18 protein-coding genes are annotated in these 19,592 nt (G+C 63.3%); 11 read left to right on the top strand and 7 right to left on the bottom strand.

Features of this window, described 5'->3' with window-relative positions; genetic code table 11:
* Positions 1 to 5 precede the first annotated feature (5 nt).
* From KYK29_RS14850 to KYK29_RS14830, 5 genes are all read right to left on the bottom strand, one after another.
* A complete protein-coding gene (locus KYK29_RS14850; RefSeq protein WP_254691687.1) occupies positions 6 to 986 on the bottom strand; it encodes a sugar ABC transporter substrate-binding protein in 981 nt (326 codons plus the stop codon).
* 43 nt (positions 987 to 1,029) lie between these two features.
* Entirely contained in the window at positions 1,030 to 1,986 is a 957-nt protein-coding gene (locus KYK29_RS14845; RefSeq protein ID WP_254691686.1) for an ABC transporter permease, read from the bottom strand.
* Positions 1,986 to 3,500, bottom strand: coding sequence for a sugar ABC transporter ATP-binding protein (locus KYK29_RS14840; protein WP_254691685.1), 1,515 nt, complete (start codon positions 3,498 to 3,500; stop codon positions 1,986 to 1,988). The genes KYK29_RS14845 and KYK29_RS14840 overlap by 1 nt, the downstream gene beginning before the upstream one ends.
* Positions 3,497 to 4,510, bottom strand: a complete 1,014-nt coding sequence (locus KYK29_RS14835) for an ABC transporter permease (protein WP_254691684.1) — start codon at positions 4,508 to 4,510, stop codon at positions 3,497 to 3,499. Before KYK29_RS14835 ends, KYK29_RS14840 begins: the two co-directional genes overlap by 4 nt.
* A 341-nt stretch (positions 4,511 to 4,851) precedes the next feature.
* A complete protein-coding gene (locus tag KYK29_RS14830; protein WP_254691683.1) occupies positions 4,852 to 5,583 on the bottom strand; it encodes a GntR family transcriptional regulator in 732 nt (243 codons plus the stop codon).
* A gap of 176 nt (positions 5,584 to 5,759) precedes the next feature.
* Between KYK29_RS14830 and KYK29_RS14825 the strand changes: the two genes are divergently transcribed.
* The 6 genes from KYK29_RS14825 to KYK29_RS14800 are packed head-to-tail and all read left to right on the top strand — an operon-like array spanning position 5,760 to position 11,738.
* Complete coding sequence (locus KYK29_RS14825; protein WP_254691682.1) at positions 5,760 to 6,815, top strand: phosphotransferase; 1,056 nt, start codon at positions 5,760 to 5,762, stop codon at positions 6,813 to 6,815.
* A 9-nt stretch (positions 6,816 to 6,824) separates the two neighbouring features.
* Positions 6,825 to 8,159, top strand: a complete 1,335-nt coding sequence (locus tag KYK29_RS14820; RefSeq protein WP_254691681.1) for an aspartate aminotransferase family protein — start codon at positions 6,825 to 6,827, stop codon at positions 8,157 to 8,159.
* A 37-nt stretch (positions 8,160 to 8,196) separates the two neighbouring features.
* Positions 8,197 to 9,312 (top strand): mandelate racemase/muconate lactonizing enzyme family protein, encoded by a 1,116-nt coding sequence (locus KYK29_RS14815; RefSeq protein ID WP_254691680.1) that lies wholly within the window; start codon positions 8,197 to 8,199, stop codon positions 9,310 to 9,312.
* Entirely contained in the window at positions 9,309 to 10,127 is an 819-nt protein-coding gene (locus tag KYK29_RS14810; protein WP_254691679.1) for an HpcH/HpaI aldolase family protein, read from the top strand. Before KYK29_RS14815 ends, KYK29_RS14810 begins: the two co-directional genes overlap by 4 nt.
* A 10-nt stretch (positions 10,128 to 10,137) precedes the next feature.
* The gene (locus KYK29_RS14805; protein ID WP_254691678.1) at positions 10,138 to 10,911 is read left to right on the top strand and encodes an alpha/beta fold hydrolase; all 774 of its coding nucleotides are present in this window, start codon (positions 10,138 to 10,140) and stop codon (positions 10,909 to 10,911) included.
* A 14-nt stretch (positions 10,912 to 10,925) separates the two neighbouring features.
* Positions 10,926 to 11,738: an NAD-dependent epimerase/dehydratase family protein gene (locus KYK29_RS14800; protein WP_254691677.1), complete on the top strand. Its 813-nt coding sequence runs from the start codon at positions 10,926 to 10,928 to the stop codon at positions 11,736 to 11,738.
* A gap of 107 nt (positions 11,739 to 11,845) precedes the next feature.
* Here KYK29_RS14800 and KYK29_RS14795 read toward each other — a convergent pair whose 3' ends face one another.
* Entirely contained in the window at positions 11,846 to 12,571 is a 726-nt protein-coding gene (locus tag KYK29_RS14795) for a response regulator transcription factor (protein WP_254691676.1), read from the bottom strand.
* Positions 12,568 to 13,815 carry a GAF domain-containing sensor histidine kinase gene (locus KYK29_RS14790; RefSeq protein WP_254691675.1) on the bottom strand — a complete coding sequence of 416 codons (1,248 nt, stop codon included), beginning with the start codon at positions 13,813 to 13,815 and terminating at the stop codon, positions 12,568 to 12,570. The genes KYK29_RS14795 and KYK29_RS14790 overlap by 4 nt, the downstream gene beginning before the upstream one ends.
* A gap of 270 nt (positions 13,816 to 14,085) precedes the next feature.
* On the opposite strand from KYK29_RS14790, the gene KYK29_RS14785 reads away from it, so the two are divergent.
* The 5 genes from KYK29_RS14785 (at position 14,086) to KYK29_RS14765 (ending at position 19,549) form a co-directional block, all read left to right on the top strand.
* Positions 14,086 to 15,102 (top strand): ABC transporter substrate-binding protein, encoded by a 1,017-nt coding sequence (locus KYK29_RS14785; RefSeq protein WP_254691674.1) that lies wholly within the window; start codon positions 14,086 to 14,088, stop codon positions 15,100 to 15,102.
* A gap of 172 nt (positions 15,103 to 15,274) precedes the next feature.
* Positions 15,275 to 16,726, top strand: a complete 1,452-nt coding sequence (locus KYK29_RS14780) for a sugar ABC transporter ATP-binding protein (RefSeq protein ID WP_254691722.1) — start codon at positions 15,275 to 15,277, stop codon at positions 16,724 to 16,726.
* The gene (locus tag KYK29_RS14775) at positions 16,723 to 17,670 is read left to right on the top strand and encodes an ABC transporter permease (RefSeq protein ID WP_254691673.1); all 948 of its coding nucleotides are present in this window, start codon (positions 16,723 to 16,725) and stop codon (positions 17,668 to 17,670) included. Before KYK29_RS14780 ends, KYK29_RS14775 begins: the two co-directional genes overlap by 4 nt.
* Positions 17,667 to 18,617, top strand: coding sequence for an ABC transporter permease (locus KYK29_RS14770; RefSeq protein WP_254691672.1), 951 nt, complete (start codon positions 17,667 to 17,669; stop codon positions 18,615 to 18,617). Before KYK29_RS14775 ends, KYK29_RS14770 begins: the two co-directional genes overlap by 4 nt.
* A gap of 17 nt (positions 18,618 to 18,634) precedes the next feature.
* Positions 18,635 to 19,549 carry an SMP-30/gluconolactonase/LRE family protein gene (locus tag KYK29_RS14765; protein WP_254691671.1) on the top strand — a complete coding sequence of 305 codons (915 nt, stop codon included), beginning with the start codon at positions 18,635 to 18,637 and terminating at the stop codon, positions 19,547 to 19,549.
* Positions 19,550 to 19,592: the final 43 nt, after the last annotated feature.

Here is a 19,592-nt window from a genome sequence, read left to right as displayed (position 1 = left end):
GGGGATCACTGCCGCGACCAGAGGTTTTCCAGCGTTGCGATATTTGCCGGCGTCGCGATGCGGCCTGCGGCAAGGCAGCCTTCGGGTGCGCATTCCGGGTCGCCGCCGCCGATCAGCGTGATCGCGACACGGATCGCTTCCTTTGCATGCTCATAGGCATCGAAGGTCGTTCCGACGTCGATGTAACCGTCTTCCATCGCCTTGACCGCTTCCGGGAAAAGATCCTGTGTGGCGATATACACATGCTTCGGGTCGCCGGCCGGCGCCCATTTGTCCATGCTTTCCAATGCCGAGCGAACAGCAGAAATAGCGAAATCGCTGCCGAGGAACAGGCAGTTGGCATTCGGATTGGCGCGGAAGGCGTTCACCGTCCCAGACCGGAAGATTTCCGGGTTCCATTCGGTCGGAACGGATTGCAGCGTCGTCACGACGCCGGAATTTTCGGTGACCTCGTGCCAGGCCTTCGAGCGGTTGACGGCGTTGACGTCCTTCAGCGCGCCTTGCAGCTCGATGCATTGGCCCTCGACGCCCTTTTCCTTCATGAGGGCGACAAAGGCCTCGGCGGTGCTTTTTGCCTGATTGTAGCTGTCACCCGAGACATGGGCGTCCGGCTGGACCGAGGTCGAGCCGTGATCGAAGGTGATGAAGGGAATTTCCGACCGCTTCGCCGCGCGGATGGATGAGCCGATGGCGGCGGAATCCTCGCCGCGCGCGATGATCAGGTCGACGCCCTGGTTGATCAAGTCCTCGATATTGGCGGCCTGCCGGGTGGGATCGTTGTCGGCGACATTGATGACGAACCGGAACTCGAGCCCGGCCTCCTTGCCCTGCCGCGCGGCTTCGCTTTGCAAGTATTCCTCCCACTTGCCGACGATCTCGTTCTCCTTGGAGTTCCAGGAAAGTCCGATCGTCTTTTCTTCCGCATGGGCATGGCCCGACAGGATGAGGCCGATGGCGGCGGTGGCAAATATCAGATGCGATTTCATGGTATTCCCCTTTTTGTTGCGGTTGAAGTCGTTCTGCCGCCCATCAACGGACAGGTGCGCGTTTGAAGGCGTCCATGTACATGGCGACGAAGATCACGGCGCCGGTCACGAGCTGGTAGATGTAGGGATCGGCGTTCACCTGGTTGAGGCCGTTGGAGATCATCTGGAAGGCGGCAGCGCCGATCAGGACGCCCGGAACGATCGTCCCGCGGCCACCGGCAAGCGAGATCCCGCCGACGACGGCGATGGCGATGGCGTTGAATTCCAGCCCCTTGCCGAGAAAGCCGCTGACGGAGCCGACCTGGATGAAGCTGCTGCAGGCGGCGAGCGCGGCGAGAAGGCCGGCCAGCGTGAAGGTGAGGAACACGGTCCGGCGTGTGTTCAGCCCGATCCTCGCGGCGATGTCCTCGCCATTGCCCACCGCCGAGAGGGAGCGCCCGAAGCTCGTGGAGCGATGCAGCACCTGGATCGCCGCGACGATGGCGACGACCGCGACGGTGTCGATGAAGACGGGGCCTATGGTCGCATTGGCCACACTGCGCATGGTTTCCGGCAGCGGGATGACGCGCGCGTCTGTGAAGATCAGTCCGATCCCGCGATAGGCCATCATCGTGCCGAGCGTGGCGATCAGCGCATTGATCCGCAGATAGGCGACGAGAAACCCGTTGATCGCGCCGAGCACTGCTCCGAGCCCCAGGATCGCCGCGAAGCCCGCAAGAGGGCTGTGGCCGGCTTCCATCAGCAAGGCGCCGGTCGAGGCGGAGAGGAAGGCGATGGAGCCGATGGAAATATCGATCTTGCCGGTGAGGATGACCAGCGCCATGCCCGTTGCGGCCAGCGTCGACGGACCCATCGCATGCAGGATCGCAAAGAGATTGTCGGTCGTGGCAAAGCTCGGTGCGGCTATCGAAAAGCCGGCCATGACGGCAAGCAGGGCGAGGACCAGCCCGAGATTGCGGTGTGCGTCGCCCAGGGTGGCGAGAATTCGGCTTGTGCGCATCAGGCGGCCCCTTGCATCGAACGTTCGTCGGAAACCGAAGCCATCAGCGCGTCATGCGAGGCGGAGCCCGGCAGTTCATGCGTAATGCGGCCGCGGTTGATCACCATGTAGCGATCCGCCACGCGCATCAGTTCCTCCAGTTCGGAGGAGATAAAAAGGACGCTCGCCCCTTCCTCCGCCAGCCGGACGGTCAGCTTCAGGATTTCGCCCTTCGCGCCGGTGTCGAGCCCGCGCGTCGGCTCGTCCAGGATGAACAGGCGCGGCTTCATCGGCAGCCATTTGCTGAAGACGACCTTCTGCTGGTTGCCGCCCGACAGCGTGCCGGCCGTCTGGTCGACCGAGACGGCCTTCACGCCAAGCTCCGATGCGAGGCGTGTGGCAAGCGCCCGTTCCTTGCGCGCATCGATGATGCCGAAGGCGTTGCTGAGCTGCGCGAGGTTGGGCAAGCCGATGTTCTGCGCGATCGAGAAGGGCAGGATGACGCCCTCCTTGCGGCGGTCCTCGGTGACGAGCCCGGTGCGCTGGCGGAGCGCCGCCGGTGCCGTCTCGCGCAGCACGCCGTCGTCCCCCGCGACCTCGATGCGGCCGGCGCTCAGCGGGTCGAGCCCCATCAGGGCGCGCACCAGTTCCGTCCTGCCCGATCCCAGCAATCCCCAGAGGCCGACGATTTCGCCGGGACGCATCGTCAGGTTCACCCCGTCGATCAGGGGGCCGGACGTTACCTCCCGGGCAACCAGAAAGGGTGCGCTGCCGGAGACGAACGGTTCGCGCACGCGATCCGTGGCTGCAACGCTGCCCAGCATGTTCTCCACCACCTCGGCCGTGCTCGTCTCCGTCTTTGCCCACATGCCGACCGTGCAACCGTTGCGCATGACGGTGATCCGGTCGCTGATGCGGAAGACCTCGTCGAGGAAGTGGCTGATGAAGACGATCGCCGCGCCGTTGGCGCGCAGCGTTTCGATGACGCCGAACAGCTTTTCGCGCTCGGGGCCCGAAAGAGAGGAGGTGGGCTCGTCGAAGATGATGATCTTCGGCGCTTTCCGTATGGCGCGGGCGATCTCGACGAGCTGGCGGTCGCCGGTGCTCAGCGTTTCCACCAGCGCGAGGGGATCGATCTGGCAACCGACGCGCGCCAGGAGGGCGGCGGCCTCGGCGATCATCCGGCGCCGGGCGATGAACGGGCCCCGTTTCGGATAATCCTCGAGGAACATGTTCTCCGCCACGGTGAGCGTCGGCATCGTCGTCAGTTCCTGATGGACGAAGGCGATGCCCATCGCGGCGGCATGCGCCGAGCCGTTCAGTTCGACGGGTGCGCCATCGATGACCACCTTGCCGGTGTCCTTCGAGATCACGCCGCCGAGGATGTTCATGAGGGTGCTCTTGCCAGCGCCGTTCGCGCCCATCAATGCGTGGACCTCGCCGGCATGAAGGGTGAGGTTTCCGTCCGTCAGCGCGACGACAGGACCGAAACGCTTGGCGACGGAGGACATCTGGAGGCGGGGCAGGGCGTTCATGCGGACCTCCGGACGAACCTGTCGAGATAGACGAAGAGCACGATGATCCCGCCCTTGATCACCAGGCTTGCGAAATAGGACACGCCAAGCTGGTTGAGGCTATTGCTGATCAAAGTGACGGCGACGGCGCCAAGGGCGGCTTGCAGGGGATTGCCGACGCCCCCGTAGATGCTGACGCGCCCGATCACGCAGGCGCTGATGATGTCGAGAAGGAGACTGTCGCTGGCAAGGCTCGCCGAGGCCGAGCCCAAACGGGCGATAAGCAGGATTGCGGTGAGGGAGGCGAGGAAGCCGGCAATGACATAGGTCAGGCAGAGCACGCGCGACACGGGAACGCGCGAGATCGATGCCGCGGCGGGGTTGAAGCCGACCGCGCGAATATAGCGGCCGAACATGGTCCTGTTGAGGAGGAATGCGGCGATGAGCGCGCAGGCGGCGAACAACCAGACCGAAAGCGGCAGACGGAGGAACCGGAACAGGAAGAAATCCTCGAACTCGAGCGGATAGTCGGAGATGCTCTGCGAGCCGGTGATCCAGACTGCCGCGCCGCCGGCGACCGTCATCGTCGCCAGCGTCACGACGAAGGGGGCCATGCGCAGATAAGCGACGGCGTAACCGTTGAAGGCGCCGATCGCCGTGCCGGCGGTGAGCATCACGACCGGGCCGATCCAGGCCGATTGCATGTCGCGCATGCAGATCGCGCCGATGACGCCGCTCAGCGCCAGCGTCGCCGGCATGGAAAGATCGATGCCGCCGCCGATCAGGACGAAGGAGAGCCCAATGGCGAGAATGCCGACAATCGACGCCTGAACCAGGATGTTGATGAGGTTGTTCACGCGGAAGAAGGTGGGGGCTTCGACATACATCGTGAACAGGAGACCCAGCACCACGGCGCACAGCGCCGCGAGAACGAGGGTGTTGACGTCGATCCGGAAACCGGGCCTTCCGATGCGATCGGTCGCGCCTCCCGTCTCCGGCTGCTTGGTTAGCGGCGTAAGTTCTGCCGTCATGACATCCACCCTGGCTTTGCACCTGCTATGGGAGAGCCGTCACGGATCGAGCGTAAGTCCGGGGCGCTTCCGGTTTTCACGGATCGCCATATGCGCTTCGACCTCGCGGCCCGCCCAAGCGGCGTCCGTGTCGTTCCCTTGTTCTTGATGCCTAGTGAAACGCATATCGACCAATATTGCAATACTCCAATATATTGCTAACGAAAAAATAATGGCCTCGCTCGAAGGCGAATGCCCGGAACAGCGCCTGAAGGCTCAAGAGGGTGAAAGAAAGGGTCCGCGCATGCGCCCCGCGCGGCGGCGTCGGGAGCGCGCAGGTATCGACGGGCCGGAGGCGGTGCCTACCGAATGAGGTCCACGTCGATGTCCATGTCGCCGGTCAGGAGGTCCGGTTGTTTGGTGCGCAGGATCTCGATGGAGGAAAAGGTGCTGTCCAGCTGAAGCTGGAATACGTGTGCGGCGCCGTCCTCGTCGTGACGTTTCAGGTGACCGTAGATCTCGCTATGCTCGTCATAAACGACCGAATAGTGACCTTCGAGCGGAAAGGCCTGTCGGCGCACGCGATCGAGTTGCCCTGTCGCATTGTGGATCGTGTGCCAGGCATCGGGAAAGCCGGCGGAGGTGCATATGAGTTGATGGAACTCGTTGTCGAGCGCGAAAAACTCGTCGACATCCTTCCTTCTGGCGGCCGCCTTCTGCTTGAACAGCGCAAGTTCGAAATCCTTCTCGAAATCCCTCCTGAAGTTCCTGGCCGCGAGCCGGGTCAGGCGCATCTCGAGCGTGTCCCGGATGAGCTGTCCCTGGAGAACCTCGCGAATGACGATCTTGTTTACGAAGGTCCCGTCGCTCGGCGCGATCTTGATCAGGCTCTCCTTGGCAAGCTGGATGATGGCTTCGCGCAATGGCGTGCGTGAAATCCCGAGCTGCGCGCAGATATCTTTTTCGACGATCGGACTGTCGGGGGGCAACTTCAGGGATATGATCGCGTCCCTGAGGAGTTCATAGACCTGCGCGGCCTTGGACGTCCGGCCGTCGAGCTGGTCGGGATTGAACAGGATGGGAAACTGTTCCACGGTTGCCTCTTCTTGGTTGTGATCCGGATCGGCGCCCGCCAACCTCACGTTTTTCAATATACCAGTACATCGGAAACGGCCCGGAATCAATTTTCGGAAAAATTCCGGCCGGGAGGCCTTGTCTCCAGAATATTTATATACCAATATATTACTATATTAAATGAAGGAAGCAGTGAATGGCGGCCTCCGGCACCGCATCGATAACCCCCGCGCTGACGGCTCGATCCGAGCTTCTGACCGCCGCCGAAGCGTCGGAGATCGCGCGCCGTCTCTATGGCCTGGCTGCCTCGGCTCACCCGCTTTCCGGGGAAAAGGACAGCAATTTCCGGCTCGATGCGATGGATGGCGCGCAATATCTGCTCAAGGTCGTCAATCCCGGTGAGGAAGCCGCGGTCACGAACATGCACACGCTGGCGCTCTTGCACGTCGCCGCGCGGGATCCCGGAATGCCGGTCCAGGCGATCGTTCCGACACGGGACGGTCAGCCGGAATTCCGGCTCGATCGCGGTGAGGGGGATTGCCGCACCGTGCGTCTGGTGACTTTCACGCAGGGTATTCTCCAGCGAAAGACGGTGCAGACGCCGGTCCAGCGAAGGAACGCCGGTATCATGCTGGGGCGCTTGCAGGAGGCGCTGGCCGATTTTCGTCATCCGGCGGAGGATCATGTCTCGACCTGGGACATGAAGCATGCCCTTTCGCTGAAGGGCATGCTGGACGACCTCGAGGATGGCGGGAAACGCGCCGAATTGTGCGCCTGGCTCGACCGGTTTGCCGATGAGGTGCTTCCCGATCTCGGCCGTCTGCGATCACAGGTCGTCCACAACGATCTCAACAGCGACAATATCGTCGTCGATCCCGCGAACACCGACGAAATCACCGGTATCATCGATTTCGGGGACATGGTGAAAACCGCCGTTCTCTTCGATGTGGCGGTGGCCGCCGCCTACCAGTTGACCGATGCCGACGATCCGTTGCGGGCGGCCAACGAGTTCATCGCCGGTTTCCACAGTCGGCGGCCGCTGCACGATCGTGAGGTCGCCCTGCTGTTCACGACGATCATGGCGCGGATGGTAATGCGTATCGCAATCACCGAGTGGCGCGCCGTCCGCTTTCCCGAAAACCGGGCCTACATCCTGCGGAATACGCCTCAGGCGTGGCTACAGTTTCATCGCCTGGCCGCCATCCCTTCCGCGAAGGCCACGGATGCCATCGCCAGCGCCCTGTCAGTTTAGGAGAACACCATGTCGTCCCCCGCAACGGCTTATATGATCAACGGCTTCGATCCGGACACCGCCGGCCGCCTGTCTCCGCAGGAGCAGGATCTGATTGCGCGCCGCCGGCAGCTTCTCGGCCCGTCCTACAAGCTCTTCTATGAGCATCCGGTTCATGTCGTGCGGTCCAAGGGCGTCTGGCTCTACGATCCGGCCGGCAACGCCTATCTCGACGTCTATAACAATGTCCCTTCGGTCGGGCACTGCCATCCGCGCGTCGTGGAGGCGATTTCGAAGCAGGCCGCGACCCTCAACAGCCATACCCGCTATCTCCACGACTCCATCCTGAAATATTCCGAAGATCTGCTGGCGACGTTCCCTGCGGAAATCGGCAATGTGATGTATACCTGCACCGGCAGCGAGGCGGTCGATCTCGCGCTCAGAATTTCCAGATACGGCACGGGCGGCACAGGTATCATCGTCACGGCGAACGCCTATCACGGCCTGACGTCTGCGGTCGCGGAAATCTCGCCCTCCATGGGGCCGAACGTCCCGCTCGGGCAACATGTCTACGTGGTCGATCCGCCGGAAAGCTATCGGGACGAAGGCGATCTCGGGGCACTTCTCGCCGGGCGGGTCGCCGCGGCGATCCGCGACATGAACCGTCACGGAATCAAGCTTGCGGCTTTCGTCGCCGACGGCATCTTCTCGACGGACGGCATCCTTACGGAGCCGGCCGGCTTCCTGAAACAAACGATCGACGTCGTCCATGCTGCCGGCGGCCTCTACATCGCCGACGAGGTGCAGCCCGGATTCGGCCGCACGGGCACGCACTGGTGGGGCTTCCAGCGGCACGGCATCGTTCCCGACATCGTGGTGATGGGCAAGCCCATGGGCAATGGCATGCCGATCGCCGGGATAACGCTGAAGCCGGAGGTGCTTGAGCGCTTCGGCGCGGATGTTCGCTATTTCAATACGTTCGGCGCCAATACGGTCTCGATCGCCGCCGCGCAGGCCGTGCTCGACGTCATCAAGGACGAACGCCTGATGGAGAATGCCGTCACGGTGGGGACTTACATGGTCGATGGAATGCGGCAGCTCCAGGACCGGTACGACGCCATCGGCGACGTTCGCGGGGCCGGCCTGTTCCTCGCCATGGAATTCGTGACCGACCGCAAGACCAGGGCACATGACGGAGCCACCTCCTTGCGGGTCGTCAATGCCCTGCGTGAAAAGCGCATCCTCATCAGCGCCTCCGGGTCGACCGGCAATGTGCTCAAGATCCGTCCGCCGCTGCCCTTCAGGATAGAGGAGGCCGATATCTTCCTCAAGGCACTCGACGAGGTTCTCGCGGCGCTTCGATGACGGAAGGCTATCCGTTCCAGCACCATGGGAGGCATTCATGAAAATTACCGCTGCCGAAGTCATCCTCGTCGAGATTCCGTTCGCCTTGCGCGGAACCGGCGTCGGCATCATGCCCACGGCATGGAAGACCCTCGAGTTCGCGCTGGTGCGCGTGGAGGATGAACTTGGAAATATCGGCTGGGGCGAAGGTTTTGGCTATTCGCTGATCGACGCCACCAAGTCGGTGATCGATCGCCTGATCCTGCCCTCGCTGGTCGGGGCCGAGATCGACGATATTCCCGCGTGGAATGCAAGGACCCAGCGTCAGCTGCACATGTTCGGTCGCTACGGCGTGACGATCTTCGCGATCTCCGGCGTCGACATCGCACTCTGGGATCTCGCGGCAAAACGTGCTGGAAAGCCGCTGCACCAGTTGCTGGCGACAGGAGGTGATGTTCGGCGGCAGATTCCCTTCTATGCCAGCCTCGTGCGTTATGCCGAGGAGCAACTCGTGGTGGATGCCTCCATAGAGGTGCTTGATGCGGGTTTTCGGCGGATCAAGCTTCACGAGATCACGCTGCCGGCGATCCGGGCCTCGCGCCGGACGGTCGGAAACGGGATCGACATCTGTGTCGATGTGAATTGCGCCTGGTCCGTCGATTTCGTGGAGGCAAACCGGAAGGAACTCGATGCGCTTCAGCTGACCTGGCTGGAGGAGCCGATCTATCCGCCGGAGGATTTTACGGCGCTGGCCGGTCTGCGGGGCAAGGGGCTGAACATCGCCGCGGGCGAGAACTGGTGCACGAGCTTCCAGGTCGAAGAGGCGCTGAAAGCCGGTGCGGTCGATTATCTCCAGCCGAGCATGACGAAGATCGGCGGCATCTCCGAATATCTGAAGATCGTGGATATCGCCGAGAGCCACGGCTCCACGCTCATGCCGCACTCACCCTATTTCGGGCCGGGATTTTACGCCTCCCTGCAAGTCGCCGCCGCCCGTCCGGCCATTGCCGTTCTCGAATACAATTTCGTGCGGCCGGACGCCTGGCTGGCCGATGTGGAGGGGCTCCGCGACGGCGAACTCATCACGGTCCCGGACAGGCCGGGCATCGGTTTCGAACCCGACCCGGACGTCATCCGGAAATATGGCCGTCTGCTTGGAAGGAGAGAATTGTGAAACCGAATGGCATCAGGAAAATCTGGGAGGAGGGCGGCAGCGTCCTCAATGGCTGGCTCTCCGTCGCAAATCCGTTCACCGCCGAAATCATGGCGGCACAAGGATACGACAGCGTTGCGATCGATCTTCAGCACGGCATCGTCGACTATCAGGCTGCCGTGACGATGCTCCAGGCCATGGGGGCTTCCGTCGTCACGCCTCTGGCGCGCGTTCCATGGCTCGATCCGGCGGCGATCATGAAGGTCCTCGATGCCGGCGCCTATGGCGTGATCTGCCCGATGGTCAATAGCCGCGAGGATGCGGAACGGCTCGTTTCCTATATGCGCTATCCGCCACAGGGCTGCCGGAGTTTCGGGCCTTCGCGCGCGGTTTTCTCGATCGGTTCCGACTACGGCAAGTCCGCCGACACCGAGGTCCTCTGCTTTGCGATGATCGAGACCCGCGAGGGTTTTGAAAATCTCGACGCCATCGTTTCAACGCCGGGTCTCGACGCCGTCTACATCGGTCCCGCCGATCTGACGCTCGCCCTCACCGGAAAGAGCCATCCGACCGGTTTCGACCGGGAGGAGCCCGAAATGATCGACGCGATCCGTTCCATTCTCGCGGCTGCCCATCGTGCAGGCATTAAGGCCGCATTGCATTGCGGGACCCCCGGCTATGCCGCCAAGGCCGTCGGATGGGGGTTTGACATGGTCACGGTGTCCAACGACGTCAGGCTGCTGGCAGGCGCCGCAGCGGCGAGTGTCGCATCCTATCGCTCGCTCCTGTCGCAGCAGGCTCCAGCGGCAACGCAACCCATGCAGACGTCCTATTAGGAGAGGCCATATGGCGGAGAAAGTCGAACCTGCAAAAGTCCTCGGCCACGGTCCGATACGGCTCATCGCCGTCGCTGGCTGGATGGGCGACCACCATCTTTTCGATCCGATGCTGTCCTTCATCGACAACGAGCGGTTTACAGTGGCACTGCTCGACGCGCGCGGCTACGGATCCCGCCAGAACCGGGCCGGACCCTTCACCATCGAGCAGATTGCCGAAGACATGCTTGCCTGCGCGGATGGGCTCGGCTGGGACCGCTTTCACGTTCTCGGTCATTCCATGGCTGGGATGTCGGCGCAGCGCATCCTCGTGGACGCTCCAGAACGGCTGTTATCGGCAATTCTGGTTGCGCCCGTTCCGGCGTCGGGCGCACGGATCGACCAGGATCGTTGGAATCTCCTGGTCACCGCCACAACCGACGCCGGCGCTCGCAAGCAGCTTATCGACGCCAACACAGGCCGTGTTCAGGCGGACGGGTGGCTATCGGCATTGTGCGAGACCAGTATCGCGGGGACGCGGCCCGATGTTTTGCAGGCTTACATGCTCTCGTGGACGGGACGGGGTTTTGAGGACGAGATCCACGATGTGGCGGTTCCCGTGCATGTCGTCATCGGGCGGCTCGATCCCGGTGCGTCGGAAACCCGCCTGCGGGAAAGCATCGGCGTCTGGTTCGGGAACGTCCGATTCTCGGTTCTCGATGATTGCGGGCACTATCCGATGTGGGAGGCCCCCGAGCAATTCCACCGCGCGCTTGTCGCCGGCCCCCTCGGCGGCGCGGCGTGAGAAAGGAGCCTCCCATGGAAAAGAAAAGACTTTTGATGACCGGTGCGACGGGAGCGGTGGGCACCCTGCTTCGCCCTCTTCTGCGCAAGCGCTACGATCTGGTGCTGACGGGGCGCAAGCATCTGGACCCCCATGAGGGCGAGGTCTTCGTTCCCGGCGATATTGCATCGGCCGCGTTCGTCGATACGATTACGGAAAATGTCGACGGCATCCTGCATTTGGCGGGAGCGGTTTCAAAGGATCTTTCCTTCGAGGCTTCGCTCGATCCGAACTATCGTTCGGTGCTTCTCCTGCTTGAAGCCTGCCGGAACAAGGCGATCGACCGGTTCATTTTCGCCAGCAGCCACCATATTATCGGTATGCTGCCGTCCAGCCGCTCATGGGACGAGAGCGCGCCGATTGCTCCCGATGGCTTCTATGGTCTGAGCAAGGCGTTCGGCGAAGCGGCTTGCGCCATGTACTCCATGAAGTTCGGAATTCGCACCCTCGTCGTCAGGATCGGAAACGCGGACACGCAGATTGTGGATGGGCGGAGGGAGCGCATCTGGATCAGCGGCGAGGATATGGCTGCGCTGGTGGTCGAAGGGATGGAAGCCCGGCAATTGAAATTCGAGATCGTCAACGGCGTTTCCAATACCAGGAATCCGCTTCTGCAGCGCAGGATGACCAACCAGCTGCACTACGAACCGCAATCCCATACCGATGGCCGGCAGGCGCCCGGGTTCCGCGATCTTGCGTCCCTGTCCGAGGCCGACGGCCTGTCTTATGTCGGCGGACTGTTTGCCGCCAATCCCCTGCCGCCGGCTGGCGGACCGCAACGAAAATGAAGCCGTACCGTTTAGGTGAGCGGGTCCTGTCGTTCTTCGCTACCGTTTCCAGCCCGCTATGAAAATAGCGGTCGGAGATCACCGCTCCCCGTGCGGAACAAGATAGGTCACGCGCGTTCGGCCAGCCATTCCTGCAACTCTGCCTCCGCCCGTTCCAGCGCGCTATAGTTCAGGAGCTTGCGCAGAAAGGCGATGGTGACGGCGCGGGTGCGCAGGTTGAAGCGCCCGTCCTCCTGCTCGAAGCCGACGGTCTGATAGACGTCGAGCTTGTCGTAAAGCGATTGCAGGCGGTTCTGGACGCTGCGCAGCGAGAGGTTGCGCCGCCGCGCGATGGCGCGGTCCGTGAGCCCCAGCGCGATATCGACGAGGATTTCATATTCGGAATCGGTGAAGCCGTTATTCTGTCCGAGGCTCTTTTGTTGCAGGCCGCGGACCTCGCGGTCGATGACGCATTGGTTTTCCACGAAGATCGAGCGCAATGCGAGCTTCAGCCGTTCGTCGGAGGCGGATTTCAGCACGTAGCCATAGGCTGCGCCATCGGGCACGATGCGGGAAACGCCGCGCACATAGGCCTCGTCGGAATAGTTGGACCAGAACAGGATGCGGGTTTCCGGCCGCTCCTTCCAGATCGTGCGCGCCGCCTCGATGCCGTTGCGGTTCGCCATCTGGAGATCCATGACGATATGCGCCGATTTATGGTCGCGCGCCAGGGTCTCGCCGGTCGTGCCGCTCGCCGCTTCGATCACCGTCTCGCATTCCGGCAGGGCGGCGCAGACCGCCTCGTGCAGATAGGAGCGGTGAAGCGGGTCGTCCTCGACGATCAGAACCTTCATGCCCCGTCCTCCATAGCCGGATGCGCGCAGGCGGCCACGAGCGGGCGGCTCACGGTTACCATGGTGCCGCGTTCACCGCGCCCCGGGCCGATCGTGCAACAGGCCGATATGAGGTCGGCGCGTGTCTTGATGTTGTCGATACCGCCGCCGATATGGCCGCGTTGCCGGGTGACGCCACGACCGTCGTCGCAGATCCCGAGCGTAAGCTGGCCGTCGCAAATGCGCAGGCGCACGGTGATCGACGTCGGTCTGGCATGACGGACGGCATTGTTGATCGCTTCCTGCGCGATGCGGAACAGCGCCACGCCGACGTTCGGCTCAAGCGCCTCCAGACCGCCTTCCGTCTCGTCGACAAGCGCCCATTCGATCGGCGCGCCGCTGTCGCGGATCGAGCGGTCGAGATGGTTTTCGATGGCCTGCGCGAGACCGAAAAGCTGTAGTACCGAAGGCTTGGCCTGCTCGATGATCTGCCGCAGATCCTGCATGCAGTGATGCAAGGAGCGCAAGGCCGGCTCCAGCGCCTCGGGCGGGATCTCCCCGCCGCGCGACAGCCGGTCGAGACGCCGGGTGATGCGCGTCAGGTCGGCGAGCGTCTGATCGTGCAGGTCCATGCCGATGCGCTGGCGTTCCTGTTCCAGCGCCTCCGTGAGTTTCAGCGCGCCGAGGCGCAGGCCTTCCTCGCGAGCACGCGCCTCGACCTCGATGAGAGCGGAGCGCTGCGCCATTTCAGCCGCGCGCAGCGCGAAGAAATAGGGCGTCAGCAGATCGGCGACAATGCGGGCATGGTCGACGTCGTCCATCGTGTAGAGGCCGGGCGTTTGCGATGAACAGGAGAGCGCGGCGATGATGGCGCCCTGCACCTTCATGGGAACATGGACGCGGCTTCGCAGCAGCTGCTCGTCGATCGGCCCCTTGAAGGCGCCTTCGAAATGGAAGCGCGGATCATGCATCGCATCGTCGGAAAGCAGGTAATCCACGTCCCCGCGCAGCAGCGTGCGGATCGGACTGGCATGGACCGGCGCACCGGCCATGTCGCCCCAGGCGGTCTCCATGCCGGTTTCATAGGCGGTGTGATAGTTGCCGTCGTCGATCAGCACGCAGACGTCGAGATGATCGTGGGGAATGATATGGGCGATCTCGGCCGCGACGGAACGGATGGCCGAGCGGAAATCGAGCTGGCCGGCAAGCAGCCGCGAAATGCCGAGATAATGTCCGAACAGGGCAGCGGGCGCGTGATCTGGCATGGCCGGTTCCTCCAGGATGCGGGCGTACCTTCCACGGCCGCTCCCTCCCTTGCAAGTAAGCGCCGCCGGCCGGCTCCGCGTCTTGCGTAAACCCGCAACTTCTGGCGCAGAACCCGCAAACGGTTTGCCGTATCGCGCCTGTACAGCACGGCCCTTCTCCCGCATCATGCCTTTACTGAGAGGAGGAACCTCAGTGCAAGAACAATTTCCATCGCCGTCTGCGGCGCGTGGATCGATCCGTCCGATACGGATCCCGAGGGAGAGAGACACATGAAGATCCGCAAGCTGCTGCTGGCGTCCGTTGCCATCGCATGCGCCGCAATGCCGGTGTCCGCATTGGCAGACACGTCGGGCAAGAAAATCGCGCTGTCCAACAACTATGCCGGAAATTCCTGGCGTCAGGCGATGCTGGAGAGCTGGGAGAAGGTGACGGGCGAAGCCGTCAAGGCCGGTGTCGTCGCCGCCGCCGACGCTTTCACCACCGCCGAGAACCAGGCCACCGAACAGGCCGCCCAGATCCAGAACATGATCCTGCAAGGCTATGACGCCATCGTCATCAACGCTGCGTCCCCGACGGCGCTCAACGGGGCGATCAAGGAAGCCTGCGACGCCGGTATCACGGTCGTCTCCTTCGACGGTATCGCCACCGAGCCCTGCGCATGGCGTATCGCCGTGGATTTCAAGGAAATGGGCCGCAGTCAGATCGAGTTCCTGTCCGGCAAGCTGGCCGACGGGGGGAACCTCCTGGAAATCCGGGGCCTTGCCGGCGTTTTCGTCGATGACGAGATTTCCGGCGGCATTCACGCCGGCGTCGAGCAGTTCCCGCAATTCAAGGTCGCCGGCTCCGTTCATGGTGACTGGGCGCAGGACGTGGCGCAGAAGGCCGTCGCGGGCATCCTGCCGAGCCTGCCGGAGATCGTCGGCGTGGTGACGCAGGGCGGTGACGGTTACGGCGCGGCGCAGGCCATCGCCGCGGTGGGGCGGCCCATGCCCGTTATCGTGATGGGTAATCGCGAGGACGAACTGAAATGGTGGAAGGAACAGAAGGACGCGAACGGTTATGAGACCATGTCCGTCTCCATCGCGCCCGGCGTTTCCACGCTCGCCTTCTGGGTGGCCCAGCAGATCCTCGACGGCAAGGACGTGAAGAAGGACCTCGTCGTTCCCTTCCTGCGCATCGATCAGGACAACCTGGAGGCCAACCTGGAAACCACGCCGGCCGGCGGCGTGGCGAATGTGGAATATTCGCAGGACGATGCGCTCCAGGTGATCGAGGCGGCGAACTAGAGCATTTCCAGCCGAAGCGAGATCGCTCCGGCGTCGGATAATGCGGTAAAAACAATGATGAGAGCAATTCCGGCTGGATTTCATCGGAATTGCTCTGGTGCCCTGAAACGGATCGTGGCCCGCTGCTGCGGGGTGCGATCCGTTTTCCTGGCGACGGAAGACAGAATCCATGATGGTACATTCGCGCAAGGCGGTCATCGAAGTCGCCGATGCCAGGGTGAGTTTTGGCGCGGTCAAGGCCCTCGACGGCGCCACGCTTGCCATCATGCCGGGCGAATGTGTCGGGCTGGTCGGCCACAACGGGGCCGGCAAGTCCACCATCGTCAGCGTCATCAACGGCGGTCTCACGCCTCATGAAGGCACGCTTTCCGGCGATGGGGAGCCGCTGGCGCGCTATGGCGTCAACGCCGCCCGGGCGATGGGCGTGCGTTGTGTTTTCCAGGAGCTGTCGCTTTGTCCCAATCTCACGGTCGCGGAAAATACGCGCCTGATGCATCGCCGGATCGGCGGCTTCGGCTGGCGATCCCGCGCCTGCGCGGTGATCGAGGAAAGTCTCGATGCCGTCTTCCCCGGCCATCGCATCGCCGGTGACCGGACGGTCGGGGAACTGTCGATCGCCGAGCGGCAGATGGTAGAGATCGCGATGGCCTTTTCGGACGCCGGCGTCGCGCCGCGCCTGGTGATCCTCGATGAGCCGACGTCCTCGCTCGATGCAAGTCTTGCCGAACAGATGCTCGCCCATGTCCGCCGCTTCGTGGCGGCAGGGGGTGCGGTCATCCTCATTTCGCATATTCTCGGCGAGATTCTTTCGACTGCCGACCGTATCGTGGTGATGAAGGACGGGCGGATCGTCGCCGATCGGCCTGCCGATGCATTCAGCGAGAACAGCCTTGTCGAGACGATGGGCAGTGTCGTCAGGCAGGAGGGCGCGCGCGGGCGAAGCCAGGACTTTTCCGGCGCTCCGCCGGTTCTCGAATGGACCGGTGGCGGATTGCCCTTCCGGGCGCGCCGGGGCGAGGTTGTCGGACTGGCCGGTCTTGCCGGCCACGGCCAGACCGCGATGCTGATGCGGCTGCATGCCGCCAATAGCAGCGACTGGCTGCCGCGCCGCGATCCGGCCGTGACGTTCGTGGCCGGCGACCGCCGGCTGAACGGCGTTTTCGAACTGTGGAGCATCCTGCGCAATTTCTCGATCGCCTCGCTTGGCGATCTTTCCCGCCTGGGGCTGGTGCGATCCGACAGGGAGGGGGTGCGTGGAGCCGATTGGCGCAAGCGCATCGAAATCCGCACGCCCGACATGGAAAACCGGATCCTTTCGTTGTCCGGCGGCAATCAGCAGAAGGTGCTGTTCGCCCGTGCGCTGGCGACCCGTGCGCCGGTCGTGCTGATGGATGATCCGATGCGCGGCGTCGATGTCGGAACGAAGCAGGAAGTCTATGAGATCGTCCGGCAGGAGGCCGCCGGTGGCCGCACCTTCGTCTGGTATTCGACGGAGATGGAAGAAGTCTGCCTGTGCGACCGCGTCTATGTTTTCCGCGAAGGCGCGATCGTGGCGGAACTTGCGGGCGATGCGGTGAGCGAAGACAATATCCTCGCCGCCTCCTTTGAGAGAGGCGCGGCATGATCCGCCGGTCGCCTGCCGATTTCATCCGGTTGCTGATCCCGGCCCTGTCGCTGGCGGTGCTGCTTGCAGCGGTGTTCTGGCTTCAGCCGCGGGCCATGAGTTACGTCGGCATCAACCTGCTGTTCAACCTTGCCGTCCCCATCGCGCTTGCGACGGTGGCGCAGATGTTCATCATGGCGGTAAACGATCTCGACCTTTCCATGGGCACTTTCGTCAGCTTCGTCGCCTGCGTCACCGCGACGTTCCTGCGCGACGCGCCGCTTGTCGGCGTCGTCATCCTCGCCGGTTCGGTGCTCGTCTATGCCGCCCTCGGCGTCGTCATCCACCTGCGCAATCTTCCGTCCATCGTCGTCACGCTCGGCATGAGCTTCGTCTGGGCGGGGCTTGCCGTCCTGCTGTTGCCGGCTCCCGGCGGTCAGGCGCCGGACTGGGTGCGGGCGTTGATGACGATGAAGCCGCCCCTTGTGCCGATAGCGATCGTGGCCGCCGTCGTCATCGCCGTCGTCGCCCACGTCATCGTCATGCGGCTTTCGCTCGGCGTGCTGATCCGGGGGGTCGGCGGCAATGAGCGCTCGGTCGAGCGGGCGGGGTGGTCCATCGTCGCCGCCCGTGCCGCGGCCTATGGACTGGCGGGCCTCTTCGCCGTGCTCGCCGGTATCGCGCTGGTCGGACTCACCACCTCCGCTGACGCCAATATCGCCTTGCGGTATACGCTGCTTTCCATCGCCGGCGTCATTCTCGGCGGCGGCGAATTCATCGGCGGGCGCATCTCGCCCGTGGGCGCGGTCATCGGCGCGCTGACGCTGACGCTGGCGGGTTCCTTCCTGTCCTTCCTGCGGATTTCGCCCGACTGGCAGATCGGCGCGCAGGGCGCGATCCTCATTCTGGTGCTGGCGCTGCGGTTGGTCTTCAATCGCGTCGAAAAGCGGGGGCATGGCCGATGAACGCGCTCGTCAGGCTGTTTTCCAGACCGTGGATCTGGTCGTGGGGGGCGGCTTTCGTCATCTGGTTCGCGACGATCATGGTCACCGGTGGCGCAAGCACGCTCGGCCTGACGCAGGCGGCCCTTACTTTCGCAGCCTTCTCGATCATCGTCGGTCTTGGCCAGATGTTCGTCATCACGCTCGGGCCGGGCAATATCGACCTGTCGGTTCCGGCCACGATGACGCTCGCCGGAACGGTGGCGCTGAAGTTCATGAATGTCGAGAACGGCATGATCCTGCCCGGTCTGGCGGTCGCCGTGCTGATCGGCGTCGCGGTCGGGATCGGCAATTATGCGCTTATCAAGGCGTTGCGCATCCCGCCGATCATCGCGACCTTGTCCATGAGCTTCATCGTGCAGTCGGCGGCGATCTGGACCAATCGCGGCCTGCGTATCAAGCCGCCGTCCTTTCTTGCCGACTTCACCACATCGGCAACGCTCGGCGTGCCCAATCTCGCGCTGGTGGCGCTGGCGCTGTCGCTTCTGTCCTGGCTGGTGCTTGAGAAGACCGTTTACGGGCGCTGGATATCGGCGATCGGCCAGAGCATGCCGGCTGCCCGGATGGCCGGCATTCCGGTCGACGGCGTGCGCTTCATCACCTATGTGTTCTGCGCGGTTCTGGCGGCGCTGGCCGGTTATCTGCTCGCCTGCTTCTCCGGCGGTGCTGCGCTCAACATGGGATCGGAATATCTGCTGATGTCCATTGCCGTCGTCGTTATCGGCGGTACGGCCGTGGCGGGCGGGGATTCCAACGTGCCGGGCATATGGGGCGCCTCGCTCTTCATGTTTCTCGTCGTCTCCATGCTCAATACCTACGGTCTGGGGGCGGGTATCCGCCTCATCATGACCGGCCTCATCATTATCAGCGTCATCCTGCTTGCCGGCGGCCGCAAGCCGGGCGCGCGCTAACCCCTGGATCATCCGACATGCCCATTGCTCCCCTCTACCACGTTGACGACCCGCGTTTTCCTCACATGATCGTCGGCAGCGCCCGTCTGGAAGAGCTTTATTCCGGCTGCCGCTGGGCGGAAGGCCCGGTCTGGTTCGGCGACGCCAATCAGTTGCTGTGGAGCGATATTCCGAACCAGCGCATCCTGCGCTGGACGCCGGGCGGCGGCGTTTCCGTCTTCCGTGAACCCTCGAATTTCGCAAACGGCCTGACGCGCGACCGGCAGGGACGTCTCGTCGCCTGCGAGCATGGGCTGCGGCGGGTGACGCGCACCGAGCCCGACGGCACGCTTACCGTGCTGGCGGAAAGACACGCCGGCAAGCCGCTCAACTCCCCCAACGATGCGGTGGTGAAATCGGACGGATCGATCTGGTTCACCGATCCGACCTACGGCATCCTTTCGGATTACGAGGGCTATCGCGCCGTACCCGAACAGGCGACGCGCAATGTCTACCGGCTCGACCCCGAAAGCGGAGCGATCGAGGCCGTCGTCACGGATTTCAACCAGCCGAACGGGCTCGCCTTCTCACCGGATGAACGTGTGCTCTATGTCGCGGATTCCGGGGCGAGCCACGATGAAACGCTGCCGCGCCATATCCGCGCCTTCGACGTGGCCGACGGCAGGCGACTGGAGAACGGCCGCGTCTTCTGCCTGATCGACGAGGGGATCCCCGACGGCATTCGCACCGATACGCAGGGGAACCTCTGGTCGAGCGCCGGCGACGGTGTTCATTGCTTCGCGCCGGACGGAACGCGCCTCGGCAAGATTCTCGTGCCCCAGACGGTGGCGAACCTGACGTTCGGCGGCCCAAGGCGCAATAGGCTTTTCATCGCCGCGACCAACTCGCTCTACGCCATCTATGTCACCGTCACCGGATCGCAAGCTCCCTGAAGAGGCCGCGTGGCGACAGGCTTGCGGTGGATCAGGAGGAGCC

Origin of the sequence: Shinella daejeonensis, from assembly GCF_024281235.1 — a bacterium.
In the GTDB taxonomy this organism is placed as follows: Bacteria; Pseudomonadota; Alphaproteobacteria; order Rhizobiales; family Rhizobiaceae; genus Shinella; species Shinella daejeonensis.
The sequence above is the reverse complement of the archived record's forward strand: the minus strand, read 5'-3'. Positions and strand labels throughout refer to the sequence as shown.